The 25,262-nt window shown below is 60.1% G+C and carries 30 protein-coding genes; 9 read left to right on the forward strand and 21 right to left on the reverse strand.

Features of this window, described 5'->3' with window-relative positions:
• The first annotated feature begins 251 nt into the window (after positions 1-251).
• Positions 252-2,273, forward strand: a complete 2,022-nt coding sequence (locus tag GSF67_RS02265) for a methyl-accepting chemotaxis protein (protein ID WP_006309789.1) — start codon at positions 252-254, stop codon at positions 2,271-2,273.
• An 8-nt stretch (positions 2,274-2,281) separates the two neighbouring features.
• Here the strand turns inward: GSF67_RS02265 and GSF67_RS02270 are convergent, their stop codons facing one another.
• Complete coding sequence (locus GSF67_RS02270; protein WP_006309790.1) at positions 2,282-3,304, reverse strand: nucleoside recognition domain-containing protein; 1,023 nt, start codon at positions 3,302-3,304, stop codon at positions 2,282-2,284.
• A 119-nt stretch (positions 3,305-3,423) separates the two neighbouring features.
• Between GSF67_RS02270 and GSF67_RS02275 the strand changes: the two genes are divergently transcribed.
• Genes GSF67_RS02275 through GSF67_RS02285 form a run of 3 tightly spaced genes read left to right on the forward strand, consistent with a single transcriptional unit; the run spans position 3,424 to position 4,712 of the window.
• Positions 3,424-3,876 carry an Lrp/AsnC family transcriptional regulator gene (locus GSF67_RS02275; RefSeq protein WP_035214491.1) on the forward strand — a complete coding sequence of 151 codons (453 nt, stop codon included), beginning with the start codon at positions 3,424-3,426 and terminating at the stop codon, positions 3,874-3,876.
• Between the two features lie 38 nt (positions 3,877-3,914).
• Complete coding sequence (locus tag GSF67_RS02280; protein ID WP_035214470.1) at positions 3,915-4,298, forward strand: ACT domain-containing protein; 384 nt, start codon at positions 3,915-3,917, stop codon at positions 4,296-4,298.
• A gap of 42 nt (positions 4,299-4,340) precedes the next feature.
• Positions 4,341-4,712 (forward strand): nuclear transport factor 2 family protein, encoded by a 372-nt coding sequence (locus tag GSF67_RS02285; RefSeq protein ID WP_006309793.1) that lies wholly within the window; start codon positions 4,341-4,343, stop codon positions 4,710-4,712.
• A 53-nt stretch (positions 4,713-4,765) separates the two neighbouring features.
• Here GSF67_RS02285 and GSF67_RS02290 read toward each other — a convergent pair whose 3' ends face one another.
• Positions 4,766-5,074 (reverse strand): putative quinol monooxygenase, encoded by a 309-nt coding sequence (locus GSF67_RS02290; RefSeq protein ID WP_006309794.1) that lies wholly within the window; start codon positions 5,072-5,074, stop codon positions 4,766-4,768.
• Positions 5,075-5,079: 5 nt separating this feature from the next.
• Positions 5,080-5,874 (reverse strand): helix-turn-helix domain-containing protein, encoded by a 795-nt coding sequence (locus tag GSF67_RS02295; RefSeq protein WP_006309795.1) that lies wholly within the window; start codon positions 5,872-5,874, stop codon positions 5,080-5,082.
• Between the two features lie 107 nt (positions 5,875-5,981).
• Between GSF67_RS02295 and GSF67_RS02300 the strand changes: the two genes are divergently transcribed.
• Positions 5,982-6,344, forward strand: a complete 363-nt coding sequence (locus GSF67_RS02300; RefSeq protein ID WP_006309796.1) for a nuclear transport factor 2 family protein — start codon at positions 5,982-5,984, stop codon at positions 6,342-6,344.
• Positions 6,345-6,386: 42 nt separating this feature from the next.
• Here the strand turns inward: GSF67_RS02300 and dxs are convergent, their stop codons facing one another.
• The 7 genes from dxs to GSF67_RS02335 form a co-directional block, all read right to left on the reverse strand.
• Complete coding sequence (gene dxs, locus GSF67_RS02305) at positions 6,387-8,306, reverse strand: 1-deoxy-D-xylulose-5-phosphate synthase (RefSeq protein WP_035214476.1); 1,920 nt, start codon at positions 8,304-8,306, stop codon at positions 6,387-6,389.
• A gap of 89 nt (positions 8,307-8,395) precedes the next feature.
• Positions 8,396-9,319, reverse strand: coding sequence for a pirin family protein (locus tag GSF67_RS02310; RefSeq protein ID WP_006309798.1), 924 nt, complete (start codon positions 9,317-9,319; stop codon positions 8,396-8,398).
• 260 nt (positions 9,320-9,579) lie between these two features.
• A complete protein-coding gene (locus GSF67_RS02315; protein ID WP_003503059.1) occupies positions 9,580-9,834 on the reverse strand; it encodes an exodeoxyribonuclease VII small subunit in 255 nt (84 codons plus the stop codon).
• Between the two features lie 2 nt (positions 9,835-9,836).
• A complete protein-coding gene (locus GSF67_RS02320; RefSeq protein WP_006309799.1) occupies positions 9,837-10,772 on the reverse strand; it encodes a histone deacetylase family protein in 936 nt (311 codons plus the stop codon).
• A 25-nt stretch (positions 10,773-10,797) separates the two neighbouring features.
• Complete coding sequence (locus tag GSF67_RS02325) at positions 10,798-11,361, reverse strand: biotin transporter BioY (RefSeq protein WP_006309800.1); 564 nt, start codon at positions 11,359-11,361, stop codon at positions 10,798-10,800.
• Between the two features lie 5 nt (positions 11,362-11,366).
• Positions 11,367-11,999, reverse strand: coding sequence for an energy-coupling factor transporter transmembrane protein EcfT (locus GSF67_RS02330; RefSeq protein WP_006309801.1), 633 nt, complete (start codon positions 11,997-11,999; stop codon positions 11,367-11,369).
• Positions 11,996-12,676: an energy-coupling factor ABC transporter ATP-binding protein gene (locus GSF67_RS02335; RefSeq protein ID WP_035214492.1), complete on the reverse strand. Its 681-nt coding sequence runs from the start codon at positions 12,674-12,676 to the stop codon at positions 11,996-11,998. Before GSF67_RS02335 ends, GSF67_RS02330 begins: the two co-directional genes overlap by 4 nt.
• A 112-nt stretch (positions 12,677-12,788) precedes the next feature.
• Between GSF67_RS02335 and GSF67_RS02340 the strand changes: the two genes are divergently transcribed.
• Positions 12,789-13,985 carry a winged helix-turn-helix domain-containing protein gene (locus tag GSF67_RS02340; RefSeq protein WP_006309802.1) on the forward strand — a complete coding sequence of 399 codons (1,197 nt, stop codon included), beginning with the start codon at positions 12,789-12,791 and terminating at the stop codon, positions 13,983-13,985.
• 180 nt (positions 13,986-14,165) lie between these two features.
• On the opposite strand, the gene ribB is transcribed toward GSF67_RS02340, so the two are convergent.
• The 3 genes from ribB to GSF67_RS02355 are packed head-to-tail and all read right to left on the reverse strand — an operon-like array spanning position 14,166 to position 16,773.
• On the reverse strand, positions 14,166-15,266 hold the full coding sequence (gene ribB, locus GSF67_RS02345; RefSeq protein WP_006309804.1) for a 3,4-dihydroxy-2-butanone-4-phosphate synthase: 1,101 nt from the start codon (positions 15,264-15,266) through the stop codon (positions 14,166-14,168).
• 12 nt (positions 15,267-15,278) lie between these two features.
• Positions 15,279-16,376: a chorismate synthase gene (aroC, locus tag GSF67_RS02350; protein WP_006309805.1), complete on the reverse strand. Its 1,098-nt coding sequence runs from the start codon at positions 16,374-16,376 to the stop codon at positions 15,279-15,281.
• Positions 16,366-16,773 carry a hypothetical protein gene (locus GSF67_RS02355; protein ID WP_162992203.1) on the reverse strand — a complete coding sequence of 136 codons (408 nt, stop codon included), beginning with the start codon at positions 16,771-16,773 and terminating at the stop codon, positions 16,366-16,368. Before GSF67_RS02355 ends, aroC begins: the two co-directional genes overlap by 11 nt.
• Positions 16,774-16,813: 40 nt before the next feature.
• Between GSF67_RS02355 and GSF67_RS02360 the strand changes: the two genes are divergently transcribed.
• Entirely contained in the window at positions 16,814-17,074 is a 261-nt protein-coding gene (locus GSF67_RS02360; RefSeq protein ID WP_006309807.1) for a DUF1344 domain-containing protein, read from the forward strand.
• Between the two features lie 161 nt (positions 17,075-17,235).
• On the opposite strand, the gene GSF67_RS02365 is transcribed toward GSF67_RS02360, so the two are convergent.
• The 4 genes from GSF67_RS02365 to GSF67_RS02380 form a co-directional block, all read right to left on the reverse strand.
• Positions 17,236-17,829 carry a histidine phosphatase family protein gene (locus GSF67_RS02365; protein ID WP_006309808.1) on the reverse strand — a complete coding sequence of 198 codons (594 nt, stop codon included), beginning with the start codon at positions 17,827-17,829 and terminating at the stop codon, positions 17,236-17,238.
• Between the two features lie 30 nt (positions 17,830-17,859).
• Positions 17,860-18,678: an enoyl-ACP reductase FabI gene (gene fabI / locus GSF67_RS02370; RefSeq protein ID WP_006309809.1), complete on the reverse strand. Its 819-nt coding sequence runs from the start codon at positions 18,676-18,678 to the stop codon at positions 17,860-17,862.
• A gap of 131 nt (positions 18,679-18,809) precedes the next feature.
• Complete coding sequence (locus GSF67_RS02375) at positions 18,810-19,925, reverse strand: DnaJ C-terminal domain-containing protein (protein WP_035214482.1); 1,116 nt, start codon at positions 19,923-19,925, stop codon at positions 18,810-18,812.
• Between the two features lie 209 nt (positions 19,926-20,134).
• Positions 20,135-20,584, reverse strand: coding sequence for an RT0821/Lpp0805 family surface protein (locus GSF67_RS02380; RefSeq protein WP_035214484.1), 450 nt, complete (start codon positions 20,582-20,584; stop codon positions 20,135-20,137).
• A gap of 56 nt (positions 20,585-20,640) precedes the next feature.
• Here GSF67_RS02380 and pdxH point away from each other — a divergent pair, with 56 nt between their 5' ends.
• Positions 20,641-21,261, forward strand: coding sequence for a pyridoxamine 5'-phosphate oxidase (gene pdxH, locus GSF67_RS02385; RefSeq protein WP_006309812.1), 621 nt, complete (start codon positions 20,641-20,643; stop codon positions 21,259-21,261).
• A 30-nt stretch (positions 21,262-21,291) separates the two neighbouring features.
• On the opposite strand, the gene GSF67_RS02390 is transcribed toward pdxH, so the two are convergent.
• A complete protein-coding gene (locus GSF67_RS02390; protein ID WP_006309813.1) occupies positions 21,292-22,071 on the reverse strand; it encodes a sulfite exporter TauE/SafE family protein in 780 nt (259 codons plus the stop codon).
• A 153-nt stretch (positions 22,072-22,224) separates the two neighbouring features.
• On the opposite strand from GSF67_RS02390, the gene GSF67_RS02395 reads away from it, so the two are divergent.
• Positions 22,225-22,533, forward strand: a complete 309-nt coding sequence (locus GSF67_RS02395) for a MazG nucleotide pyrophosphohydrolase domain-containing protein (RefSeq protein ID WP_006309814.1) — start codon at positions 22,225-22,227, stop codon at positions 22,531-22,533.
• On the opposite strand, the gene GSF67_RS02400 is transcribed toward GSF67_RS02395, so the two are convergent.
• The 3 genes from GSF67_RS02400 to tldD form a co-directional block, all read right to left on the reverse strand.
• Positions 22,522-23,196, reverse strand: coding sequence for an HAD family phosphatase (locus tag GSF67_RS02400; protein ID WP_006309815.1), 675 nt, complete (start codon positions 23,194-23,196; stop codon positions 22,522-22,524). The two genes, GSF67_RS02395 and GSF67_RS02400, sit on opposite strands and share 12 nt — an antisense overlap.
• A gap of 6 nt (positions 23,197-23,202) precedes the next feature.
• Entirely contained in the window at positions 23,203-23,640 is a 438-nt protein-coding gene (locus GSF67_RS02405; protein ID WP_035214493.1) for a VOC family protein, read from the reverse strand.
• Positions 23,641-23,820: 180 nt separating this feature from the next.
• Entirely contained in the window at positions 23,821-25,236 is a 1,416-nt protein-coding gene (gene tldD / locus GSF67_RS02410; RefSeq protein ID WP_006309817.1) for a metalloprotease TldD, read from the reverse strand.
• Positions 25,237-25,262: the final 26 nt, after the last annotated feature.

A 25,262-nucleotide genomic window follows, 5' to 3' on the forward strand; every position in this document is an offset into this window, starting at 1 on the left:
CGCAGATGCAAGCGATTTATCGCTGGAACCGCCCCACAAGCCCTCCGGGCGGCATAAGAAATATGCCGCGGGTATCATGAAAACGACATATGAGATTAATCCAATATAAAGTCTTGTAATGCACTTTGTCCGCAAGGCCCGTGTGGCCGGTCGGAACCTGCCATGACGGCGTCTCCCCCATTTTCCAGAAATTGCGGCCGTTGCAGCGCAGACGTTTGCTCCGTGGCATCGGGTCGCCGAGAGAGTTTGCGATGTCGCTGAAAAATCTCCCCATTAACCTGAAGCTCATAGCCACCTTCTGTGCCTTGATGGGCGTGTGTCTGCTCGCGTCTGCGGTTGTGTTCTGGCAGACCCGGGGGAGCGAGCGTGTCACGGTTGAAAACAACCGCACCAAGGACATCATCCAGGCTGTGGATGGTGCGACGGCCGCCATGCTGGAACAGGCCGTCAACCAGCGCGGTTTCCTGCTGTTCCGCAGCGACAGCACCTATAATGATGTCTTCGCACAGCGCGAGCTGATGCTGAAGAAGCTCAGCGACGCCCGCGCCCTGGCCGCCGGCCAGCCTGATATCCTGAAGTCCATCGACGATATGGAAAAATCCGCCACCGTGTTCTTCAAGGAACTGGCGGAGCCGCAGATCGCCGCCCGCAAGACGACGGAAGCGCCGATTTCTGAAATCATTGAGATCGGCCGCAACCAGGCGAAAGGTCAGCTTGATGGCTTCCGCGCTGCCGCCGCCAAGATCAAGGAACAGCTGAACGGCCTGTCCACCGTCTACGCTGCTGAACAGCAGGCTGCCGCCCGCAATCTGGAATACGCGCTGCTGGGCGGCGGTGCCGTCGCCGGCCTTCTCGCCGTTCTCCTGATCTGGGCGCTGTCGCGCTCCATCGTCACGCCGATCGTCGGCATGACGGCGGCCATGAGCCGGCTTGCCGATGGCGACCTGACGACGGAAGTTCCCGCCACGGATCGTGGCGACGAAGTCGGCAAGATGGCGAAGGCCGTTCTGGTCTTCAAGGAAGCCGGTCTCGAAAAATCCCGCCTTGCCGGCGAGACTGATCGCATGCGCTCCGCAACGGACGCCGAACGCCGCCGCAACGAGGAAGAAAAGGCGCGCGACGAAGCCGCCAGCGCCTTCGCCAGCGCCGAGCTTGGCAAGGGCCTTGCCGCTCTCGCCGACGGCGATCTTTCTTATCGCATCGAAACGCCCTTTGTGCCTGCCATCGATCCGGTTCGCGTGAATTTCAACAGCGCGGTCGAAAAGCTGCAGCAGGCGCTGCGCACGGTGGGTGAAAACGCCGCCGCCATCAATGCCGGCGCTTCGGAAATGCTCTCTGCTGCCGACGACCTGTCGCGCCGCACCGAACAGCAGGCGGCGTCCATCGAGGAAACCGCTGCGGCTCTGGAAGAAGTCACCACCACGGTGCGTGATAGCGCCAGGGGTGCGGAAGATGCCGGCAATCTGGTCCAGCGCGCCCGCGCCGGTGCGGAGAAGTCGGGTGTTGTGGTCCGCAAGGCGGTTGCCGCCATGCGCGAGATCGAGAAATCCTCGGGCGAAATCGGCAATATCATCGGCGTCATCGACGATATCGCCTTCCAGACCAACCTCTTGGCGCTGAATGCCGGTGTGGAAGCGGCCCGCGCCGGTGATGCCGGCAAGGGTTTTGCTGTTGTCGCACAGGAAGTGCGCGAACTCGCCCAGCGCTCCGCCAATGCTGCCAAGGAAATCAAGACGCTGATCGGCGCGTCCAGCCAGCAGGTGGAAAACGGTGTCAATCTGGTCGATGAGACCGGCAAGGCTCTGGAACTCATCGTGTCGGAAGTCGAAGAGATCAACGCCCATGTCAGCGCCATCGTCGTTGCCGCCCGCGAACAGGCAACCGGCCTGCAGGAAATCAACACGGCCGTGAACACGATGGATCAGGGCACGCAGCAGAATGCCGCCATGGTGGAACAGCAGACCGCCGCCAGCCATTCTCTGGCCCGCGAAGCGGAAGCGCTGAACAGCCTGCTTGGCCAGTTCCGGATGGGCGGCACGCGCGCCGCCGTCGCCGGTGCCGGTGGATATTCCGCGCCGCGCCAGTCTTCCGCCAAGCCCGCCTTCCAGCCCGCGCCCGCCGCACCGGTTCGCAAGGCCCCGGTCAAGTCGGCTTCCGCAGCCGCACGGCCGGTCGCTTCTCCCGCCCGCGCGCTTGGCCAGAGCCTCGCCCGCGCCTTCGGCGGCGCTGCCGAAGCACCGGCTGCCAAGGATCAGGACTGGACGGAATTCTGAGACCGTTTTCAGATTGAATAACGGAAAACGGGGCCGCAGGGCCCCGTTTTTGCATCATCACTTGAGATACATGTTCCCTGCACTCGGAACATCCGGGCAAAAAACTGCTCATCGGACAGTCGGTGCAGCAGGGCGGCGATGGCGGCGGTCGCCGCAACGGCGAGAACAAGCCGCCCGATGAGAACGCCATAGACATCGGCGCCCAGCGATATCACCACCAGCGTGTCCTCGATCACGCTATGGGCAAAGCCCATGAACACGCAGGATAGAAACACCTGGCGTGGTGAGATCGTCCTCGACTGCGCTTCGCGGATCAGGAAACCCGCACCATAGGAAATCCCCAGGAACAGACCGATGGCGGTGAGATGTTCCGCTTCGCCGCGAATGCCAGCAAGACGCAGGAGCGGTGAAAGCGCCTTCATCATCAGCGCCAGCAGACCGGTGACGCGAAGAATTTCAAGTCCGAACGACAGGGCAAGGAGGATGACAAACATCCAGACCATAGTTTCCCCGAGACCGAGGAAATAGCCGGTCCATTCAGGTGTGGCGCTCATCGCAATCCAGGCAGGGTTCACCGGTGCAGACAACCATCCAGTCGCCTCCAGAAGCTGGTGCAGCAGAAACGCATAAAGCAGCCCGCCGCCGATGCGCAGCATCGTGGAAACGAGCACGCCCGGTCCTGCCTTTTCAATGATCTTCTGCTCGATAGGCAGGCCATGGGCAAAGAGGATCAGCGCCGAAAAAACGGTGATATCCGCGGCGCTCAATGACGATGCTGGAACAAGCGTGAAGATGAGCGGCACCGCGCCCCATATGCCGACAAGCATCGCCGTCAGCCAGGCAAGACCGAGTTCCGGGGGAAGTCCGATGAGGTTCATGACGGGCGCAAAGGCCGGCGCAACCGCCTCGATTGCCCCCATTCTCGATAGAATTTCGGTCAATATGGCGATCGGAACGGTAATCCGCACGAGTACCCAGTAAATTCCGAGCGTTTCCCGCGTTTTCTGCCTGATGGTTGTGAAGAATGGCATTTGAGATCCCCTGAAGCGTGTCCCTCTTCTCTAGGCCGAAGCCTTTCGCATTTGTGGTCAAAGATTGCATTCTCCTGCAATTTTATTGCAAATGCATGGAAGGCAGCTATGCTGCCAGCATGGATCGGATCGACCGGAAATTACTGAATATTCTGCAGGGCGACGCCTCGCGCACCAATGTGGATATGGCTGATGAGGTGGGGCTGTCGCCTTCCAGCTGCCTGCGCCGCCTGCAACGCCTGCGCGCATCCGGCGTGATCGACCGCATTGTCGCGATCCTTAACCCCGCCAAGGCGGGACGTGTCCTCAAGGCGCTGGTGACGGTGGAGCTGAAACTGCACGGCGAGCAGCATATGCGCCGCTTTCTGGACATTGCGAGCGCCGAAGAGGCCGTATCCCACGCCTATGCGGTCACCGGCGCAACCGATGTCGTGCTGATGCTGCGGCTGCGCGACATGGAGGAATTCGACGCCCTGTGTGACCGGCTTTTCCGCGACCAGCACAATGTCGCACGCTTCTTCACCATGGTGGTCATCAAGACGGCGAAAGAGGAAACGGCGATCCGGCTTTAACCGGAGCCGTCGCGGTTTTTCAAAAAGGTAATTTCCAGATGGCGCCTCACGTTAAATTGCAGGTTTTGGATGGCTCATACGGGGTGGCGCGGCTTCAGGCGTCTGATCCCATTCCGGCGTGGGCCGACGGTGGCGGATTTGTCAGCATCAGCCAAACCGATGACGAACTTTCCATTGTTTGCCGGGAAGATCGCATACCGCAGGATGTGCGGGTCGATGCGGATTGGTCGTGTTTCAAGTTTCAGGGTCCGTTTGCCTTTGATGAGACCGGCATCGTGCTGTCGGTCATCTCGCCGTTGTCGACCAATGGAATAGGAATATTCGTGGTTTCGACTTTCGATGGCGACCACCTGCTGGTGAAATCCAATGATCTGGAGAAAACAGCCGACCTGCTGGCAAATGCAGGGCATTCACTCCTTTAAAAATCCATTTCGCCACGACGGCTTTTCTAAAAGAGGTGCGTTTTGAACAGTGAAATCGAACTCCCGGTGCAAAAGCAGCTGGAGGCCTATAATGCCCGCGACATCGATGCATTCATGGCCTGGTGGGCGGATGATTGTCAGTATTATGCGTTCCCGGCGACGCTTCTGGCAGGAAACGCGGCCGAGATACGAGAGCGCCACATCGAGCGCTTCAAGGAGCCGGATTTATACGGGGAACTGCTGACGCGCGTTATTGTTGGAAATGTCGTCATCGACCATGAGACCGTCACGCGGAACTTTCCGGAAGGAAAGGGAGAGGTCGACGTTGCCTGCATCTATGAAGTCGAAAACGGCAGGATCGCCAAGGCTTGGTTCAAGATCGGCGAGCCGCGGATAGTGTCGCAAAAATCCTAGCGTGCGCAGAGGACCCGCGTCTCGTGCGCGGGGCTTCTTCACGGTCCATTTCGTTATGTGGCGTGGTCGGCCCGCATGGGATGCCAGACGGAAATATCCCGCGGCGCATCCAGAAGATCGGGCAGGGCATCGTGCCACGCCTGTCGATAGGGGCGGTTGATCTGAACGTCGATGACGTCCTGATGGTCGCTCCAGGTTTCGTGCAGCAGGAAGCGGTTCTCGTTTTCACCATCCCGGTGCAGGGTTGCGTTCACGAAGGTCTTTTCGTGTCGCATGGCGTCGAGCAGCGCGTTCAGCAATTCGAGAAAACGCTCGCGCTGGCCGGGGCGCACCTGAAAGCCGATGAGATAGGTGGTATACACGGGTCTTACTCCTGGGTGCCTTGCATCAGGGCCGCGCGGGTTGCCGCATCGGCGGGGTAGAAACATTCCAGCACCAGTTCGGACAGTGTGACATCGGTCGCGGTACCGAAAACCGTGGTGGTTGAAATGAAGCTGAGGATAGCGCCCGAAGACGGATCATGAAGCTGGAGCGGTATCGCCAGCGGATCGGCCCCGTCGGCCTGGGCAGAAAGCTTCGGTGCGGGATAGGACGCAAGCTCCGCATACAAGCGGGAAAGCACGTCGTCTCCGGTTTCTTCCACCTGGCGTTTCAACCGCTCCAGCAGGTGGTGCCGCCATTCGGCAAGGTTGACGATGCGGGAACTCAGGCCGTCGGGATGTAGGCTCAGCCGCAAGGCATTGAGCGGCGACTGAAGCAGCTCGGCGGAAACGCCGGCAAGCAGCGATGTGATCGCATCATTGGCGAGAACCACGTTCCAGTGCCGGTCGACGGCAAGGGCGGGGAAGGGCATATGCCCATGCACCACGGTTTCGACGGCTTGCCGGGCTGCCGTCATGTCAGGTGCATCCAGTGACCGTTCGGAATGAACAGGTGCATAACCCGCCGCCAGCATCAGCCGGTTGGCGGCGCGGGCGGGCATGGAAAGCTGCTCCGCCAGTTTCGCGAGCATCTCGCGGCTGGGGGATGAACGCCCGCTTTCCACGAAGCTCAGATGGCGCGCCGATATGTCCGCCTCTATCGCCAGATCGAGCTGGCTCAGCCTGCGGCGGGCACGCCATTCCTTCAGTACCTGACCGACATGTTCCCGATGATGTGTCATGCCCCGCAGCCTAGCAGAACATATCGGCAATGCGATTACCTCTGAGGTAATTGTTCCGCTTCCCGACCGCCGGCATGTTTGGGCCGTCAACCAGAAGGAGCGCAACCATGACGCAACATCTCACAATCGCCCAGACCTATCTCGCAGCCTGGAACGAAGAGGACAATGAACGCCGCAGGCATCTCGTCGGTCAGGCATGGGCAGAAAATACGCGCTATGTCGATCCGCTGATGCGGGGCGAAGGCCAGCAGGGGATTGCCGCGATGATCGAGGCGGCGCGGCAGAAATTTCCGGGATATCGTTTCGTTCTTGCCGGCACCCCGGATGGCCACGGCAACTTCACCCGTTTCTCATGGCGGCTCATTTCGCCTGATGGGGATGATGTTGCGGGTGGTACCGATGTCGTCAGCCTGAATGCCGAGGGACGGATCGACAATGTCGTCGGTTTCCTCGATGGCGCGGCATCCTGAGAAAGAGGCGGGATAGCCCCGCCTCCTGTCCCGGCAATCTTGTCAGCCGGCGAAACCGACGCCGGCCTGACGCTGGCCGAGCGCATTAAACACGGTGGAAACAATGCCGGCGCGGTCAAGGCCGGCATTGGCATACATGGTCTCAGGCTTGGCCTGCTCCACCCACTGGTCGGGCAGGGTCAGGGTCCGAACCTTCGGGCCATGGTCGAGTAACCCGGCGCTGGCCATGAAATGCAGCACATGTGCACCGAAACCGCCGACAGAACCTTCCTCGATCGTTACCAGAACCTCGTGATGGGCGGCAAGCTGGCGGATGAGATCGAGATCGAGCGGCTTGGCAAAACGCGCATCGGCAACCGTAGTCGAAAGGCCCGCGGCATCGAGATCTTCGGCGGCCGCAAGGCATTCCGCAAGCCGCGTTCCGAAGGAGAGGAGGGCAACCTTGGTGCCTTCCTTGATGATGCGGCCTTTGCCGATCTGGAGAATCTCACCGCGTGCCGGCATTTCGACGCCGACACCTTCGCCGCGCGGATAACGGAATGAAATCGGGCCTTCATCGTAAGCCGCCGCCGTGCGGACCATATGTTTCAGCTCCGCCTCGTCAGCCGCCGCCATCACCACCATGCCGGGCAGGGTGGCGAGGAAAGTCGTATCGAACGAACCGGCATGGGTCGGTCCGTCGGCACCGACGAAGCCGGCGCGATCGATGGGGAAACGCACGGGCAAGCTCTGGATCGCCACATCATGCACCAGCTGGTCGTAACCGCGTTGCAGGAAGGTGGAATAAAGCGCGCAGAACGGCTTGTAACCATCGGCCGCGAGCCCGGCCGCGAAGGTGACGGCGTGCTGCTCGGCAATGCCGACATCGAAGGTGCGGGCCGGGAAAAGCTCGGCCATCTTGTCCAGCCCGGTACCATTCGGCATGGCGGCGGTGACACCGATGATCTTCTCGTCGAGGGTCGCTTCCTGGATCAACGCTTCGGCAAATACGCTGGTATAGCTCGGCGCATTCGGCTTGGCTTTCGCCTGCGCGCCGGTGATGACGTCGAACTTGTTGACGCCGTGATATTTGTCCGCTGCCGCTTCCGCCGGCGCGTAACCCTTGCCCTTCTGCGTCACCACATGGATGAGGACAGGACCTTTCTGGTTGTCGCGCACATTGCGAAGCACCGGCAAAAGGTGATCGAAGGAATGACCGTCGATCGGGCCGATGTGATAGAAGCCAAGCTCCTCGAACAGCGTGCCGCCGGTCACGTAACCACGCGCATGGGTCACGGCGCGGGTAATGGCGCGGTCGATGGTCTTGCCGAGATAGGCCGTCAGTTTCTTGCCGAAATCACGAAAGCCCATATAGGTGCGGCCGGAGGCCAGCCGCGCCAGATAAGCGCTCATCGCGCCCGTCGGCGGCGCAATCGACATGTCGTTGTCGTTGAGGATGACGATCAGCCGCGCATCGAGTGCACCGGCATTGTTGAGCGCTTCGAACGCCATGCCGGCCGACATCGAACCGTCGCCGATGACGGCGATGACCTTGCGGTCGCTGCCATCGAGCCCCGCCGCCACCGCCATGCCGAGACCGGCGGAAATGGAGGTGGAGGAATGGCCGGCGCCAAAATCGTCATATTCGCTTTCGGCCCGCCGCGTGAAACCGGAAAGCCCGTCTTCCTGTCGAAGCGTGCGGATGCGGTCACGCCGGCCGGTCAGGATTTTGTGCGGATAACATTGGTGGCCGACATCGAAGATCAGCCGGTCTTCCGGCGTGTTGAACACCTTGTGAATGGCAATCGTCAGTTCCACCACACCGAGGCCGGCACCCAGATGGCCACCGGTCTTCGACACCGCGTCAATCATCTCGTCGCGCAGTTCCCGTGCCAGTTCCGGCAGGTCGCGATCATCGATCTCCTTGAGATCGGAGGGAAAATTCACCCGGTCGAGCAATGGTGTCTGTGGCATTCCGGTCAATCGTTCGGCCTTTTCTGGTGGTCCGCAGGGTGCCCTCTATCGCGAAAGCCGGCGGGTGAGCCCTGCATGTCGTATACTTCTATAGAATTTCAACCTTCCGGCAAAGGGACAAACTCTTCTTCGTCGCCGGGAACGATATCGAAGCGTCCGGTTCTCCACTCCTGTTTGGCCTGTTCTATGCGTTCTTTTGATGACGAAACGAAGTTCCACCAGATGTAACGGCGCTGATTGAGTGCTGCCCCGCCAAAAATCATGATGTGACAGCCATTGCTGCCGGCCTGCAGCGTGATGTCGTCGCCCGGCCGGAAGACAAGCAGCTGATCGGCTGCGAAGATATCCCCGGCCACATCCAGTGAACCGGACAAAATATAGATCGCCCGCTCCTCATGATCGGCAGAGAAGGGGAATTTTACCCCCGGCTCCAGCGAAAGATCGACATAAAGCGTATCGGTAAAGGCCGAAACGGGGGAGGTGAGCCCTTCGAATTCGCCGATCACCACCCGGCCCGACGCACCTTTGATATCGATCAGCGGCATGTCTTCTTTCGCCGTGTGAGCAAAGGCCGGGGCGATTTCTTCCATATGGTCGGGAAGCGCAAGCCAGGTCTGCAGGCCGGACATGGACAGTGGATGACCACGCAGGTTTTCCGGCGTGCGTTCCGAATGCACGATGCCGCGCCCGGCCGTCATCAGGTTAATATCGCCGGGGCGGATGACGAGCTCGGTACCGAGACTGTCGCGATGCTTGATTTCGCCGTCGAACAGATAGGTAACGGTGGAAAGCCCGATATGCGGGTGCGGCTTGACGTCCAGCGCCTCACCGGCCTTCAGGATCGCCGGGCCCATGCGGTCGAAAAAGATGAACGGACCGACAAGCCGCCGCTGCCGCGTTGGCAGCGCACGCCGCACGGCAAAGCCGCCAATATCGCTGGTGCGGGGAATGATGAGGTTCTCGATGGCATCGCAGGCAAAGGCATCACCCGCGACGGGATCGTTACCGGGAAAGAAGGACATGGTCAGCTCCTCGTATCGTCAGGCGGGAGTTTATCATAACGGACGGCGAGGGGGAGTGTCGGGATGTCGAACGCTGTGTTTGTGCATTGTCACTGGATGCGAGGGCGGTAATTGATCATCTCCTCCCAACCTCCCTCATTCCTGTGATTGTCACAGGAATCCAGCCGACGCGCGTCTGCGCGGCGGGAAGAGTCTTTTCAGCCCAAGGACTTGGTCTGGCTAGATTCCTGTGACAGGCACAGGAATGAGGGAAGGGCCAATCACTCCCCGTCCAGCGGCTCCACGCCCTGCGGTTTGCCGGCACGGTCGAGGCGGATTTTCTCGATCCGCTTCTCGGCGGCGTTCAGCAGCGTTTCGCAATGTTTCTTCAGGGCTTCGCCGCGCTCGTAGATGGCGATGGATTCGTCCAGCGCCACGTCGCCGCGTTCCAGACGTGCGACAATGCTTTCCAGCTCGGCGACGGCTTTTTCGAAAGAATAACCGCTGACATCGGCTGTGTTGGCATTTTCCGTCATGTTCAACCCTTCATCATTCTCAAAATATGCATGGCTGCCGATTCCGCCAGCCCTTCCAGATCATAACCACCTTCCAGCAGGCTGACGACCCGGTTGGAGGCGTATTTATCGGCCATTTCCAGAAGCCGGCCTGTCGCCCAGTCAAAATCCTCGCCCACCAGATTGATCTGCGCCAGCGGATCGCGGTGATGCGCGTCAAAACCGGCGGAGATGAGGATGAGGTCAGGCGAAAAATCGGCGATTGCCGGCAGAACCCGCGATTTGAACGCTTCGCGAAAATGGTCGCTGCCGGTATTGGGCGAAAGCGGCGCGTTGATGATATTGTTCTTCACGCCGGTTTCGTTTTTATCGCCGCTCCACGGGTAGAGCGGCATCTGATGGGTGGAACAAAACAGCACGGATGTGTCGTTCCAGAAGATATCCTGCGTGCCGTTGCCGTGATGCACGTCCCAGTCGATGATGGCAATGCGCTCTGCACCGTGCGCCTTTTGCGCATGGCGGGCGGCAATCGCCACATTGTTGAAGAGACAGAAACCCATGGCCTTTGCGGTTTCCGCGTGGTGGCCGGGTGGGCGGGCAGCGACGAAGACATTGTCGGCCGCACCGGTAAACACGTCATCCACCGCCGCCATGGCAGCGCCGATGCCTGTCAGCGCCGCCTGCAGGCTTTTTGGCGAGAGATAGGTGTCGGACTCGATCCGGTTGATCTCGCCATCCTCTTCCGGCACCTGCCGCATGACGGCAAGGAGATGCTCTTCCGGATGCGCCAGAAGCACCGCATCCTCATTGGCCTGCGGTGCTTCCTTCCGGTCCAGCCGCTCGAAATTCGGATGTTCAAGCGCGATGTTCAGCGACCGCAGACGGTCCGGCCGCTCGGGGTGGCCTTCGGGCGTGATATGCTCAAGGAAGATTGGATGTTCGTATAGGCGGGTCGCCATTCTTGTCCTCCCGGAGAAAGCTCGATCAGGCGCGCTGCGGCAGCAGCGGATAACCGGCCATGACGGCGCGGCCGGCCAGTGCGGCAAGAACGGCCTTCAGCGCATCGCCCGGAATGAAGAGGAGCGAGCCCATGAAGGCCTTTTCGAAACCAAGCCCGACGACCAGCGCCAGATAGGTGATGCCGAAAGCATAAAGCACCACCACGCCACCGATCAGGCTGGCGACGAAGAAGCCGACGCCCTGCGCCAGGGCCGACTGGCCGCTATGGACAAATTTCTCCGAGAGGAAACCGGTGACGAATACGGCTGCGATCCAGCCGATCAGGAAGCCTGTCGTCGGGGTGGTGAAGATGGAAAGGCCGCCGCGTCCACCGGAAAGGACAGGAAGGCCGATGCCGGCAATCAGGATCGTCAGCAGAACCGCGAGCGTGCCGCGTTTTGCCCCCAGCACAACGCCCGCAAGCATGACGCCAAGCGACTGCGCGGTGATGGGCACCGGAATGAAACCGAGCGTGATCGGCGGCAGCAGCCCAAGTGCGATGATGATGGCGGAAAACAGCGAAATCAGCACAAGGTCGCGGGTCGTCATGGCGCTCAAAACTCCGGATGGTTGTCTGGCCGAAAGCTTTGGCCTCTGAAACCGCGCGCGTCAATGGCGTCGGCAATGGCATCGGCATCCTTCAACGTCATAATCACCAGTGGCACGATGATGGTCGCCATCCGCACGGGCAGGCCGCGCGCGCGATGCGCATCACGCACCGCATGGTAACGGTCGACGATCTCAGGCACAAACCGCACGACGAGCCCGACCGCAAGCCCGATATCGGCAGCCTTCACCAGCCCCAGCCTTTCAAGCGGCGCGGCGGCAAGCGTGATCTCATCCATAAACTGCGAGATGCTGACGGTGATGGTGACGGCGGTGGCAAGCAGCGCCAGCGCCGTCAGTCTCAAAAGATTGACCGTTGCATCTTGGGCGGGAAGCAGCAGATAGCTGAAGGCGGCGACAAGGAAGATGGTGAGCATCACCGGGCGTAGCCGCAGTCCGATTTCCCGGAACGGCAGCCGGGTCTCGCGCAGGATTACGGCGGCCAGAATAGCGGCGCATCCCAACAGAACGAGGTCGCGGGTGAGGAACAGCGCGATGCTGAAGCCCATGAGCGTCAGGAGTTTGAGGCGCGGCGAGACGCGGTAGAGCCAGCCCGTGCCTTCCACATGCAGCGATTTCATTGCGCCGCCACCTCCAGATAGCGTGCCACCGCCTCTTCGGGGCCGGCATCGGCAACCAGCGCGCCACCGTGGAAAACCAGAACGCGATCAAAGCCTTGCAGCAACGGCAGGTCGTGGGTGATGACGATTAGGGACTGCGACAGCGCCGCCATGGTCTTTTCCACGATAGCCCGGTTTTTGAGATCAAGCTGGTTGGTCGGCTCGTCGAGGATGAGGATTTGCGGTTCGGTGACCAGCAGCGCGGCCAGCGCCGCAAGCTGCAACTCCCCGCCGGAAAGCTCATGCGCGCGCCGTTCCTCAAGATGGGAAACAGCGAGCCGGGCGAGAACGGCCTTCACCCGGTTTTCGATTTCCGTTTTGCCGAGACCGAGCCGCTTGAGACCGAAGGCGACATCGTCGCGTACGATCGGCAGGATGATCTGGTTCTGTGGATTCTGGAAGATGAAGCCGACCATCTGCAAGATCGCTTTGGCGTCCGCCACGGTATCGAGACCGTTCACCGAAACCTTGCCTTGGCTTGGCTTGTTCAGCCCGTTGATCAGCCGCGCAAAGGTCGTCTTGCCCGAGCCGTTGAGGCCGATCACCCCGATACGCCGTTCGATCAATGTCAAGGACAGCGGCTGCAGGGCCTGCCGGCCCTCGAAAGCGACACCCGCGGCGTCGAAACGGATTTCCAAGCTTTTATCCTCGCGATCGTTTCCGGTTCTATACCCCGTCATCAACAGAAGTGAAACAAGGAACAAAAAAAGAACATTGCAATCCTGAAAAAGCCGTTCTACCTTTGCCACCATGGTGATCAAGGTTTCGAACGAAGCGGCAAGACGAATTTTTCTGGCGCGGCAGGGGCTTTCCTCGCCGCCCGGCAAGGCGCTTTCCAAGAGCGACCTGTTGCAGCTCATCACCGATATCGGTTTTGTGCAGGTGGATAGTATCGGCACGGTGGAGCGCGCCCACCACCAGATTATCTTCTCCCGCAACCAGACCTACCGGCGCGACCATCTGACCACGCTGCTGGAAAAGGACCGCGCGCTTTTCGAGCACTGGACACATGATGCCTCCATCGTGCCGACGGAATTTTATCCCTATTGGAAACATCGCTTCCGCCGCCGCGAACCGATCATTCAGGAGCGCTGGCGCAAATGGCATGGTGAGGGCTTTGATGCGGCTTTCGGCGAAACGCTTCAGCGCATTGCCGCGACAGGCCCCGTTCTGGCGCGGGAGTTGAAGGAGGAGGGGCACCAGTCCGGCGGCTGGTGGAACTGGCATCCCTCCAAGACCGCCCTCGAATATCTCTGGCACACCGGCAAGCTCGCAATTGCCGGCCGCGTGAATTTCCAGAAGGTCTATGATCTGGCCGAACGGGTCATTCCCGGCGAGCATCACGAAACCGAGGTGGAGCACGCCGAATTCGTCGACTGGGCCTGCCGTCAGGCGCTGAAGCGGCTGGGTTTCGCCACTCACGGCGAAATCGCCGCCTTTTTCGATCTCGTCACCCCGCAGGAGGCGAGGGACTGGGTCAAAAGCCATCGCGACGAATTGTGTGAGGTCTCGCTTTTCTCCAGCGATGGCGAAACTGCCCGCCCGTCTTTTGCCTTCGCCGATTTCACAGCTGACCTGACGGATGTGCCGGAACCGTCTTCCCGCGTCCGGGTCTTGAGCCCCTTCGATCCGCTGCTGCGCGACCGCAATCGCACCGAACGGCTATTCGGCTTTTATTACCGTATCGAGGTCTTCGTACCGGAGCCGAAGCGGCAATATGGCTATTATGTCTTCCCGCTTCTGGAGGGCGACCGTGTTATTGGACGCATCGACATGAAGGCGGATCGCAAGCGCAGCATGCTGGATGTACGCCGCCTGTGGCTCGAACCCGGTGTGCGCGCTTCGGCCGGGCGACTGGAGAAGCTCGATGCGGAACTGGTGAGGCTGGCGCGGTTTACAGGGGTGGAGAGCGTGAATTATCTTGAGGGATGGCGGGGGGAAAGCTGAGGTTTTCACACGGATGATTGCGAGGCGGGTGCCTCCCTGACACAAGGTTACCAATCCGTGATGCTGCATTTTCGGTTGCGGCATATTTCTTCTCCCGCCGGGGAGAAGAAACAAGCGATATCCGCCCGCTCCATATTCACCGATGGGCGAATTGATGCTCAGCGTCAGTGAAGCTTAAAATCAGCAGATATCCGTCGCCGAAATCTGGATGCCGAACCCTTCAAGCCCGACATAATGCCTTTCGCGGGTCGTCAGCAGCTTGATGGAGCTGATGCCGAGGTCTTTGAGGATTTGTGCGCCAAGGCCGATTTCCAGCCATTCATTCTCGCGAGAGCGGGCCTGCGCATGCGCTTCATCGGGATCGCGCGCCTTGCGCCGTCCGGCGACCTGGCCGACGCCGACGGAGCCCTCGCGCAGATAAACGATGACGCCGCGGCCTTCTTCAGCGATCTTCTGCATATAATGCCGCACTGGCTGGCGGTCGCCGAATACGTCGTCGGCGACATTTTCCGTATGCAGGCGAACGGGAATGTCGACGCCGTCCCTGATGTCGCCGAAAATCACCGCCATATGCTGCATCGGGTCCCATGGCAGGGAATAGGTCTGCGCCTTGGCCGGCCCGAAGGGCGTCTCGATGGTGAAGGAGGATTCCATCTCCACCAGTGTTTCCTTGCGCTGGCGATAGGCGATGAGGTCGGCAACCGACACATGTTTCATGCCGTGCTTGTCGGCGAAATCCAGAACCTGCGGGCCGCGCATCACGCTGCCGTCGTCATTCACCAGCTCGCTGATGACACCGATGGGCGGCAGGCCGGCGAGCCGGCAGAGATCGACGGCCGCTTCGGTATGGCCGGAGCGCATCAACACGCCGCCTTCGCGGGAAATCAGCGGGAAAATATGGCCCGGCCGGGTGAAGTCGGAAGCGCCGACATTGGGATTGGCAAGATTGCGCACCGTCAGGGTGCGGTCATCGGCGGAAATGCCGGTGGTTGTGCCGTGCTTGAAGTCGACGCTGACGGTGAAGGCCGTCGTATGGGCGCTATCGTTTTCCGCCACCATGGCGTTGAGGTTCAGACGCTTGGCTTCTTCGCGCGGCATCGGCGCGCAGACGATGCCGGAGGTGTGGCGCACGATCAGCGCCATTTTTTCCGGCGTGCAGTGAACCGCCGAAATGATCAGATCGCCTTCGTTCTCGCGGTCGTCATCATCGGTCACGACAACGATTTCGCCGGCTTCGAAAGCGCGGATGGCGTCGACGACGCGTTTTTGATCATAAGCCATGGCGATATCCCCTTATTTCAACCGGCCGGTCTGGCCGCGGTCTCTCAGGTAATGGTCGGCAACGGTGCAGGCGATCATCGCTTCACCGATCGGAACGGCGCGGATGCCGACGCAGGGGTCGTGGCGGCCCTTGGTGCGCACATCGACATTGTTGCCATCGGTATCGATGGACAGGCGCTCCGTCAGGATGGAGGAGGTGGGCTTTATGGCGAAGCGGGCGATGACAGGCTCGCCGGTCGCGATGCCGCCCAGAATGCCGCCGGCATGGTTGGAGAGGAAAATCGGCTTGCCGTCATTGCCCATGCGCATCTGGTCGGCATTTTCCTCGCCGGAAAGCTCGGCCGAGGCAAAACCTTCGCCGATCTCCACGCCCTTGACGGCGTTGATCGACATCAGGCTGGAGGCGATATCCTGATCGAGCTTGGCATAGATCGGCGCGCCGATGCCGGCCGGAACGCCTTCCGCCACCACTTCGACGACAGCGCCGATGGAGGAGCCGGACTTGCGGATGCCGTCGAGATACTCTTCCCAGACGGGCACCATTTCGGCATCAGGGCAGAAGAACGGGTTCTGGTCGACCTGACCCCAATCCCAATTGTTGCGGTTGATCTTGTGTTTGCCGATCTGCACCAGCGCGCCACGCACATTGAGGCTTGGCACCACCTTGCGGGCGATTGCGCCGGCGGCGACACGGGCCGCCGTCTCGCGCGCAGAGGAGCGCCCGCCGCCGCGATAATCACGAATGCCGTATTTCAGGTCATAGGTGAAATCCGCATGGCCGGGGCGGAAACGCTTGGCAATCTCACCGTAGTCCTTGGAGCGCTGGTCGGTATTTTCGATCAGCATGGAAATCGGCGTGCCTGTCGTCGTCATCGTCTCGCCGTCCTCGTCCAGCATCACGCCGGACAGAACCTTCACGATGTCATCCTCGCGGCGCTGGGTCACGAAGCGGCTCTGGCCGGGCTTGCGCTTGTCCATCCAGTGCTGCACCTCGGCAAGGCTAAAGCGGATGCCGGGCGGGCAACCATCCACCACACAGCCAAGTGACGGCCCGTGGCTTTCACCCCAGGTAGTAACGCGAAAAAGATGACCGAAACTGTTATGCGACATAGTTCTCAAGACCGGAAACAGGGCGCCTGTGGACGGCGCCGTTTAAAACAAGCGGATTTGTCTTAGTGGAAAATCCGGGCAAGGCAAAAGCCTTTCTTTCATCGCAAACGGGATAAGAAGGTGACGTACCGTTCACGACTTCCGAAACGACGAAAAACGACAGTCTCAGACATGGGCGGTGGAAAGCGATTCGACGGTGTCGACGGATTTTCCGAGGTGACGAAATTGTAAAAGAGCCGAGGTTTTCCACCTTAAACCCGAGTTTTCCAATATTGCCGGAAAATGCGGTGTAAAAATCACTAACGGCTTGAACAGGATTTGAAATCCGTTCATCAATTGGGCCGAAAATGTCATGGTTGCGGGCAATTTCCGCCACATTCGAAAGGCAATTCTTCATGCATGTAAGGTTTTCACGCAAATTCACGAAAGCTAGATCGATGCGTATGATGATTGCCGCCCTTCTGGCCACCGCCAACCTCCTGATGCCCATCAACAGCTTCGCCCAGAGCGTCGACGTGGAAGGCACGATCAGCAAGATCGATGCGAATGGGCTGAGCATTACGCTCAATGACGGTAAGACCTATCGCGTGCCGGAAGAGTTCAATTTCGAAGGTCTGAAAGCGGGCGTGAAAGTCGTGGTTTTCTACACGGAAGTGGATGGGAAACGCGTGGTCGACGATCTCCAGGTCGTTGAGTAAGCTGCGCCCTCTTACTCAGTCACTACGTTAAAACGCCCGTTGAGAAACGAGCGATTGCATCCGTTTCTTCTCTCCGCCGGGGAGAAGAAAGAAGCGGCGGCGTTCAGCCAAATAAAAGCGTCTCAGGGATGATAATGCCGAGGGTTATGCTTCTTGAGCCCTCACGAAATCCATTCCGCACTGTTTCTGTCCATCTCGACCTTCAAAATCCGGTCCTGCGGGATTTGCGTCCTCGACGCCTCGTCCTTGTCCATGCCTGAAACAAGCCGGAAGATCGAGCGGATGACGCCGCCATGGCAGACGCATATCGTCGGCACCTCCACGGAGGAAAGCCATGCGCCGATGCGCCAGGAGAGGATTTCATAGCTTTCGGCATCCTGGCCGGGGGGAATGAAATCCCATTTATTGGCCTTGCGCGCCTTCACCCGGTCGGGGAATTCCTTCTTGAGGTCGGGCAGGGTCTGCCCCTCCCAGTCGCCGAAGGAGACTTCGATCAAACGGTCGTCGGTGCGGTAGGCGAGAGGGTCAAGACCCATCGCGCCGCGCATCAGTTCCATGGTCTCGCGCGTGCGCCCGAGCGGGCTTGCCACATAATCGAAATCCGTGGCCCGTTCACCCAAAAGGCGGGCGAGAAGCCTGCCATTGCCGACCGCCTGCTGGCGGCCGAAATCATTGAGCGGAATGTCTTTCTGGCCCTGAAGCCGGCGTATCGCATTCCAGTCCGTTTGTCCGTGTCGGATCACATAGACGAGCAAGGCGATACCCCGTTTTCAAACGTCGCAGGCTTAGTCCTTAACGACCGAAATGTCAGGCGCATCCACTGCCTTCATGCCGATGGTGTGATAACCGGAATCGACATGGTGGATTTCACCGGTCACGGCCGTTGAAAGGTCGGACAGCAGGTAGAGCGCCGACTTGCCGACTTCCTCGATGGTAACGGTGCGCTTCAGCGGCGCATTATATTCGTTCCACTTCAGAATGTAACGGAAATCGCCAATGCCGGAAGCCGCAAGCGTCTTGATCGGGCCGGCGGAAACGGCGTTGACGCGGATGCCGCGATTACCGAGGTCGACGGCGAGATAACGCACGCTGGCTTCAAGAGCGGCCTTGGCCACGCCCATCACGTTGTAATTCGGCATGACCTTTTCGGCGCCGTAATAGGTGAGCGTGATGATCGAACCGCCGTCATTCATGATGGGCTCTGCGCGCTTTGCAACGGCGGCCAGCGAGAACACGGAAATATCCATGGTGCGGTTGAAGTTGTCGCGGCTGGTATCGAGATAACGGCCGGTCAGCTCGTCCTTGTCGGAGAACGCAATGGCGTGCACGACGAAGTCGATCTTGCCCCAATGCTGTTCCAGCGAGGCAAAAACGGCGTCGATCGTCTCGAGATCGGTCACGTCGCAATGGCCGGCCATGAAAGCGCCGAGTTCCTGCGCGAGAGGCTCGACGCGCTTCTTCAATGCGTCACCCTGCCAGGTGAGTGCGAGTTCCGCACCTGCATCAGCGCAGGCCTTTGCAATGCCCCAAGCGATTGAACGGTTATTGGCGACGCCCATGATGAGGCCGCGTTTGCCAGCCATGAGGCCGGATGCCTGAGCCATTTTGTGCTCCCTAATACTTTTGATCGGTCCTGCCTATGGCATAGGCTGCAATCCTGTTCAAGATTGCCAAAGATCATCAACTGTTAGGGAGCGTAACAAAGGGTGCTTTGTCCCGGCTATTCGCAAAACTTTCACAAATACAGGCCTTCGCGCATGTGACGCATCAGGTCGGTTACCTTCTCATCCGGCTTTTCGAGCAGGACGATGCGCAATTCTATGACCAGATCGCCGGAACCGCCCTTGCCATCGGCAAGGCCTTTGCCGGCAAGCCTCAGCACGCGGTCCGAGCCGGACCATGCCGGAATGGTGATATTTTCTTCGCCGAGCGGTGTCGCGACTTTCGCTTCGCAGCCGAGAACCGCGTCGCTGAGCGAGATCGGCAAGGTCGTATGGATGTCGAAGCCACGCAGCGAAAAGGCGTCATCCCGGGCGGCCAGCAATGTCACGGCAAGATCGCCACGCGCCAGGTTGGGAAGCTTCAGCCCCTGTCCCTTCAGCCGCACGATATGCCCATCCGCCATGCCGGCCTCGAGCTGGAAGCGGATTTCGCGTTCGTCGGCAAGCTGCAGGGTGACCCACTTATGTTCCAGAAGATCGGCGACCGTGACGGTGGCTTCCGCCGTGATATCAGGCACCTTTTCCGCGGCCGGTTGCGCGGGGCGGAAACGGCGCACGAGGGCGTTGAAGAGGTTGATGGCCAGTGAGGCGGGCGCTGTCCTGTCATCGCCGGCGGCAGACTGCGCAGTATCACCGGCGGCGGGTATATCGCCTTTCGCGGCGCTTGCCGCAGCCTTCGCCGCTTCCGCAGCCTGCTGCACCTTGGGGTCGTTCTGGGCATCCGCCCCAAAGATCCGCTCGACGATATCTTCGGCGGTTTCCGGCTTTGCATCGGTTTTCTGGCCGGTCTGCGCCCGGTTGCGGGCATCCGCGCGGGCCAGTTCTTCCATCAGCTTTTCGGCGGCCTTGGCGCGCTCGGCCGCCTCACGCGCTGCTTCCCGCTGCTGCATGATGGTTTCGCCGCGCTTCTTCTTCTCAGCCGCCTGTCGGGCCTGATCGTAGAGATCGCGCTTTTTGGGGTCTTTCAGAAGATCGTAGGCCTGCCCGATCTCGGCGAATCGTGCCGAAGCATCGGGATCGTCGCGATTGGCGTCCGGATGGACGGTTTTCGCCTTCGTGCGCCAGGCGGCCTTGATGTCCTCGTGGCGGGCGTCACGTTTCACGCCGAGGATTGAATATGGATCGCGCATGCGAAACACCAGTTACGTTGGCTCAGTCTGCCGCCGCTCATGGCGCAATCCTGAAACTAACCCCTCCGAAAAGGGATGCCTGCGATCATTCGCCTGCACGCCCTCGGTTTAATCAACGCCGACTGTTGCAATAAGTTGCTAATCACTCCTTTACGGAGGGAGCGTGCCGGGGCAGGGCCGGTTTTATTCCATATGGAAGGGTAAACAGATTATTTCTGCTCGAAGCGGGTCATCAACCATTCGCCGGTTTCCGATAGGCAGGCCTGTCCGGAATAAGCTGCCACGCCCTCGAAGGAGTGGCGTGTCGTCTTGAAATTGCGGCAGACGAAACCGCTGGATTTGTCTTCATGAATAGTGGTGATGACGCCGGCGCTGCCGGTGGCGGCATTGGCCCAGGGCAGCGGCTGGTCGGCAAGCTTGGCAAGATCGGCCGATGTGACCGCGTTGCGGATGGTCACGTCGTCGGTCTGGACACTGCCATTCTGCTGGTTGGGAACGGAGGCGGTGGAAAGCGAGCGGTCGACCTTGTCGCCGCCGAACAGGTCAAGGCTGACGCAACCGCTCAGCACCACAAGCATCGACACGACGGCGGAAACTTCCGCTACCGACGAAAGGAGGCTCTTTGTTCGACTGTTCGACTTTGCTATGACGGTCACCATCTATCGCCAGAGATCATCTCTGGGGTCCAAATCAGCTCGGGAGCATTTTAGTCAATATGTCGGAAACGGGGTTAACATCCAGTGACTTCACGGAAGAAAATGAACCTTTTGCGCTTTTTGCCGAATGGCTGAAGGATGCGACGGCTTCTGAAATCAACGATCCGAACGCGGTGGCGCTCGCGACCGTGGACGAAAATGGCCTGCCGAATGTGCGCATGGTGCTGCTGAAAGGTGTCGATGACCGCGGCTTTGTTTTCTACACGAATTTCGAAAGCCAGAAGGGCCAAGAGATTCTCGGCCAGAAAAAAGCGGCCATGTGTTTCCACTGGAAAAGCCTTCGCCGGCAGGTGCGTCTGCGCGGTGAGGTGGAGATCGTGAGCGACGAGGAGGCGGATGCCTATTACGCCTCGCGCCCGCGCGGCAGCCGCATCGGCGCCTGGGCTTCCAAACAGTCGCGGCCGCTGGAAGGCCGTTTCGCGCTGGAAAAGGCGGTGGCCGAATATACCGCCAGATATGCGATCGGCGAAATTCCGCGCCCGTCCCATTGGTCCGGTTTCCGCATCCGCCCCGTCAGCATCGAATTCTGGCACGACCGCAAGTTTCGCCTGCACGACCGCATCGAATTCCGTCGCGAGACGCCCGACGGTGCCTGGTCCAAGGTCCGCATGTATCCCTGAACGCCATCAGGGCAGGCCATCGCGGCCTGCCTATTTCAGCAGTGAATCAAACAGCGGCAGGCCGATCACGGCGGAAATGGCGATCAGGCCGTAGCAGATGCGCCGGAACGCCGCTTCATCGGCAAGCCCGTGCAATCGCGCGCCGGCATAAAGGCCCACCGCATAAAAGGGCAGGGCCAGCAGGAAAAACACGAAGACATCGACGGTGAACAGGCCACTGACAAAATAGCTGGCGATGGAGAAGACTGTCGAAACCGCGAAATAAAGAATGACATTGGCGCGCACAAAAGCGCCTTTCAGCGCACCGCCCAGCCAATAGGCGACAACCGGCGGGCCGCCCAGCTGCGCGGCCCCCGAAAACAGCCCGGCCAGAAGCCCGGTGAAGAGGGTGAGCGGCGTTTTCGGCCGGCCGCTGTAACGCCAGCCGGACACCAGAAACACCAGCAGCACCACGACCACGCCGGAGATGAGCCAGCGCAGAGTCAGCGGATCACCCTTTGAAAGCAGTAGGGTTCCAATGGGCACGCCGACAAAAGCGCCGGCGGCCATGATGAAAACCTCGCGCCGGTCCGCCATGCGAAAGGCGGGCGGGATCATGCCGAGCGTCAGGACGCCGTCAACCACCAGCAGCACCGCCGAGGCGATGCGCGGGCCGACAATGGCGCTCGCAAGCGGAATGAAGATGAGCGCCGCACCAAAACCGGAAAAACCGCGGGCAAGGCCGGCAAGGCACGCGGCCCCGGCAAACATGGCAAGCAGCATGGGACTATGCGCGGTGATGAGCGACGACAGGAAGTCGAGATGGGACATGGGTGATGGCACGTTTGTTCGAATATCTTTTCTCTATCTCGCTTGCGGGCGCATGTCGCGGAAATTTCGGTTCGTGGCTGCGTGACGCCTGACAGGTCGACGCGGTCAGAGAATCATGATTAGAGTTGTAGGGCAGGAACAAAGGATGAACAAATGTTTGCTGACATGATGCCTCGGTTTGAAGAGGCCTCGCAAAAATATGCCGCTGAAAACGGAATATTCCGCGACCCGGACTGGTACATGCTGAAGCTTCAGGAAGAAGTTGGCGAGGTGACACAGGCCTGGAACCGGCTGACGGGACGGGGGCGCATAAAGGGTAGGAGCAAAGAAGAGATGAAGCGGGATCTCGCCGACGAAACCGCTGATCTCCTCGGCCATGTGCTGTTGCTGGCCCATTATAACGGTCTCGATATTGAAGGAGCGATCGAGCGCAAGTGGCGCTTTACGCCGTCAAAACCGTGAAGGCTCCAGCTTTTCCAACATGGCCGCCACGTCGTGAAGGTCGCTTGCGACGGCAACGCACTTTTTCCGCATTTCCTCGGTCGGCGGTGCGACATCGGGCACCATGATCGTCATCATGCCCGCCGATGTCGCCGAGCGTACGCCGGAATAGGAATCTTCCAGTGCAAGGCACAGGCGAGGATCGAGCGTTAGCCGCCGTGCGGCGGTGAGATAAGGCATGGGCGAAGGCTTCGGCTCGGTATAATCGCCACGCGCGACGATGGCGTCGAAACGTCTGAGAAGATTGTAAGGGCCGAGATGGCGCGTCACCGAATCGTGCCGCGACGAGGTGGCGATGGCGCGGCGGATATCGAGCCGGTCGAGAAGATCGAGGATTTCGACGACGCCGGGTTTCAGCGCCACGCCGTCGGCCATCATCAGGCCGAGATGCCGGAGCCAGGCGTCACGGAAGGTTGCCATCGGAAAATCCGCGCCATAATCGGCAAAGATGGTGCCGGTGATGACATCCCACGGGCTGCCGCAAACCTTCTGATAGGTCTCGACCTTCATGCCATGGCCGCCTTCCTCAGAGGCCGCCAGAAACGAATCGCGATAGAGCGTCTCGCTTTCGATCAGCAATCCGTCCATGTCGAAAACCACGGCGTGCGGCAGAAAAGGCAGCATGGTCGCTCAACCGAACCGGAAGGCACGTTCACCGAGGCTTTCGAACGGGCGGATCAGATACCCATCCGGATCGGCGACGATGAATTGCCGATTGCCCACTTCGACCGTGCCGCGCCTGTACCATTTTTCTTCAGGCTCAAGCACGAGACCGATCAAGGCCCGTTCGAGCCGGAAAAGAATGGGCTGCAGGGAAGGAACGGCGAGCTGCAGGTTCATGCCGCGGCCAAACGGCGGGTCGAGCGAAGCATTGCCCGAAACAAAGGTCCGGGTGGCACCAATCTGGTCGATCATCAGCTGCGCATCGCCCAGCGCCAGATAGGCAAACCCTTCTTCGGGCCGCTCATAAACCACATGAAAACCGATCAGATCGCAATAAAATGCGCGGCTCTTCTGCCAGTCGCTGACGGCAAGCTCGGGAACGAGGGCATTTCGTATGATGGTCAGGGTCTCCTTTGTCGCGCAGGCCGGGCGATGGGAGGATGGCCCGCCATAAACGATGATCTTATCGTCTTCCGGTCTGCACGCCAGAGGAAACCTCATCATGGCAGCCATGTGTGAGGCTATGGGCTGGTAGGTGGCTGCGACGCTGCGGGTGAGAATTGTCGCCGCGCCTGCGCCGTTGACCTACGCCTTCGTGCCACCCACGGTGATCTGGTCCATGCGCAGATGCGGCTGGCCGACACCAACCGGCACCCATTGCCCGGCCTTGCCGCAATTGCCAATGCCGGTATCGAGCTTGGAATCATTGCCGATCATCGAGACGCGCTTCATCGCATCCGGCCCGTTGCCGATCAGCATCGCGCCCTTCACCGGCGCGCCGATCTTGCCATTCTCGATAAGGTAGGCCTCGGTGCAGCCGAACACGAATTTGCCTGAGGTGATGTCCACCTGGCCGCCGCCGAAGGAAACGGCGTAGATGCCCTTCTTCACGGAGGAGATGATTTCTTCCGGCGTCTTGTCGCCGGAGAGCATGTAGGTATTGGTCATGCGCGGCATCGGCACATAGGCATAACCCTGCCGGCGGCCGTTGCCGGTCGCCTTCGCGCCCATCAGCCGGGCGTTCTGGCGGTCCTGCATATATCCGACGAGCCTGCCATTTTCGATCAGCACATTATAAGCCGAGGGCGTGCCTTCGTCGTCGATGGTCAGCGAACCGCGGCGGCTGTCGATCGTGCCGTCATCCACGACCGTCACGCCGGGGGCGGCGACCATTTCTCCCATCAGGCCGGCAAAGGCCGAGGTCTTCTTGCGGTTGAAATCGCCTTCAAGGCCATGGCCAACCGCCTCGTGCAGCATGACGCCGGGCCAGCCGGAGCCGAGAACGACATCCATGGTGCCGGCCGGTGCATCGATGGCGGTGAGGTTGACGAGCGCCTGCCGCAGCGCTTCATCGGCACCGCGCTGCCAGTTTTCCGTGGTGATGAAATCGCCGAAACCGACGCGGCCGCCAATGCCATACGAGCCGCTTTCCTGCCGGTCGCCTTCACCCGCCACAACGGAAATGTTGATGCGGGTCATGGGACGGATGTCGCTGACGCGATGGCCATCGGCGCGCAGAATATCCACCACCTGCCAGCTGGCGGAAATCGTCGCCGTCACCTGCCGGACCTTGTCGTCCCTGTCGCGCAGATAGGCGTCGATATCGGTGAGCAGCTTCACCTTTTCTTCAAAGCTCGGGCTGCCGATAGGGTTTTCGTCGCCGTAGAGCTTCTTGTTGGTGCGCTGCGGTGCGGCCGCATAGGAGCCGGAATAACCCCTGGTGACAGCGCCCACCGCATCCGAAGCGCGCTTCAGCGCCCCTTCGGAAAGCTCGCCTGCATGGGCGTAACCCACCGTCTCGCCGGCAACGGCGCGCAGGCCAAAACCCTGGTCGGTGTTGAAGGATCCACCCTTCAGGCGGCCATTGTCGAAGGTCAACGATTCGGCCTGGGCATGTTCGATGAACAATTCACCATCGTCAGCACCGGCAAGCGCCTCTCCGACGAGCTTGCGCAATTGCGTTTCATCGCAATCGAAGAGTTTTACAAGGTCGTCGGTCATCTCAGGCTCCAGTCATGATCGTTCAT

Origin of the sequence: Agrobacterium sp. CGMCC 11546, from assembly GCF_013365515.1 — a bacterium.
GTDB lineage: Bacteria > Pseudomonadota > Alphaproteobacteria > Rhizobiales > Rhizobiaceae > Agrobacterium > Agrobacterium fabrum.

Coding starts and splice junctions, on each gene's coding strand:
- GSF67_RS02355 (WP_162992203.1), bottom strand. CDS start 16,773: ATGAAGAATTGCCTTTCGAATGTGGCGGAAATTGCCCGCAACCATGAC.
- GSF67_RS02400 (WP_006309815.1), bottom strand. CDS start 23,196: ATGCTGCCTTTTCTGCCGCACGCCGTGGTTTTCGACATGGACGGATTG.
- GSF67_RS02295 (WP_006309795.1), bottom strand. CDS start 5,874: ATGACACATCATCGGGAACATGTCGGTCAGGTACTGAAGGAATGGCGT.
- GSF67_RS02315 (WP_003503059.1), bottom strand. CDS start 9,834: ATGACGGAAAATGCCAACACAGCCGATGTCAGCGGTTATTCTTTCGAA.
- GSF67_RS02310 (WP_006309798.1), bottom strand. CDS start 9,319: ATGTCCTTCTTTCCCGGTAACGATCCCGTCGCGGGTGATGCCTTTGCC.
- pdxH (WP_006309812.1), top strand. CDS start 20,641: ATGTCGGAAACGGGGTTAACATCCAGTGACTTCACGGAAGAAAATGAA.
- fabI (WP_006309809.1), bottom strand. CDS start 18,678: ATGGCTCAGGCATCCGGCCTCATGGCTGGCAAACGCGGCCTCATCATG.
- GSF67_RS02340 (WP_006309802.1), top strand. CDS start 12,789: ATGGTGATCAAGGTTTCGAACGAAGCGGCAAGACGAATTTTTCTGGCG.
- tldD (WP_006309817.1), bottom strand. CDS start 25,236: ATGACCGACGACCTTGTAAAACTCTTCGATTGCGATGAAACGCAATTG.
- aroC (WP_006309805.1), bottom strand. CDS start 16,376: ATGTCGCATAACAGTTTCGGTCATCTTTTTCGCGTTACTACCTGGGGT.
- GSF67_RS02375 (WP_035214482.1), bottom strand. CDS start 19,925: ATGCGCGATCCATATTCAATCCTCGGCGTGAAACGTGACGCCCGCCAC.
- ribB (WP_006309804.1), bottom strand. CDS start 15,266: ATGGCTTATGATCAAAAACGCGTCGTCGACGCCATCCGCGCTTTCGAA.
- GSF67_RS02300 (WP_006309796.1), top strand. CDS start 5,982: ATGACGCAACATCTCACAATCGCCCAGACCTATCTCGCAGCCTGGAAC.
- GSF67_RS02360 (WP_006309807.1), top strand. CDS start 16,814: ATGCGTATGATGATTGCCGCCCTTCTGGCCACCGCCAACCTCCTGATG.
- GSF67_RS02330 (WP_006309801.1), bottom strand. CDS start 11,999: ATGAAATCGCTGCATGTGGAAGGCACGGGCTGGCTCTACCGCGTCTCG.
- GSF67_RS02270 (WP_006309790.1), bottom strand. CDS start 3,304: ATGCCATTCTTCACAACCATCAGGCAGAAAACGCGGGAAACGCTCGGA.
- GSF67_RS02280 (WP_035214470.1), top strand. CDS start 3,915: ATGGCGCCTCACGTTAAATTGCAGGTTTTGGATGGCTCATACGGGGTG.
- GSF67_RS02390 (WP_006309813.1), bottom strand. CDS start 22,071: ATGTCCCATCTCGACTTCCTGTCGTCGCTCATCACCGCGCATAGTCCC.
- GSF67_RS02265 (WP_006309789.1), top strand. CDS start 252: ATGTCGCTGAAAAATCTCCCCATTAACCTGAAGCTCATAGCCACCTTC.
- GSF67_RS02380 (WP_035214484.1), bottom strand. CDS start 20,584: ATGGTGACCGTCATAGCAAAGTCGAACAGTCGAACAAAGAGCCTCCTT.
- GSF67_RS02325 (WP_006309800.1), bottom strand. CDS start 11,361: ATGACGACCCGCGACCTTGTGCTGATTTCGCTGTTTTCCGCCATCATC.
- GSF67_RS02395 (WP_006309814.1), top strand. CDS start 22,225: ATGTTTGCTGACATGATGCCTCGGTTTGAAGAGGCCTCGCAAAAATAT.
- GSF67_RS02320 (WP_006309799.1), bottom strand. CDS start 10,772: ATGGCGACCCGCCTATACGAACATCCAATCTTCCTTGAGCATATCACG.
- GSF67_RS02275 (WP_035214491.1), top strand. CDS start 3,424: ATGGATCGGATCGACCGGAAATTACTGAATATTCTGCAGGGCGACGCC.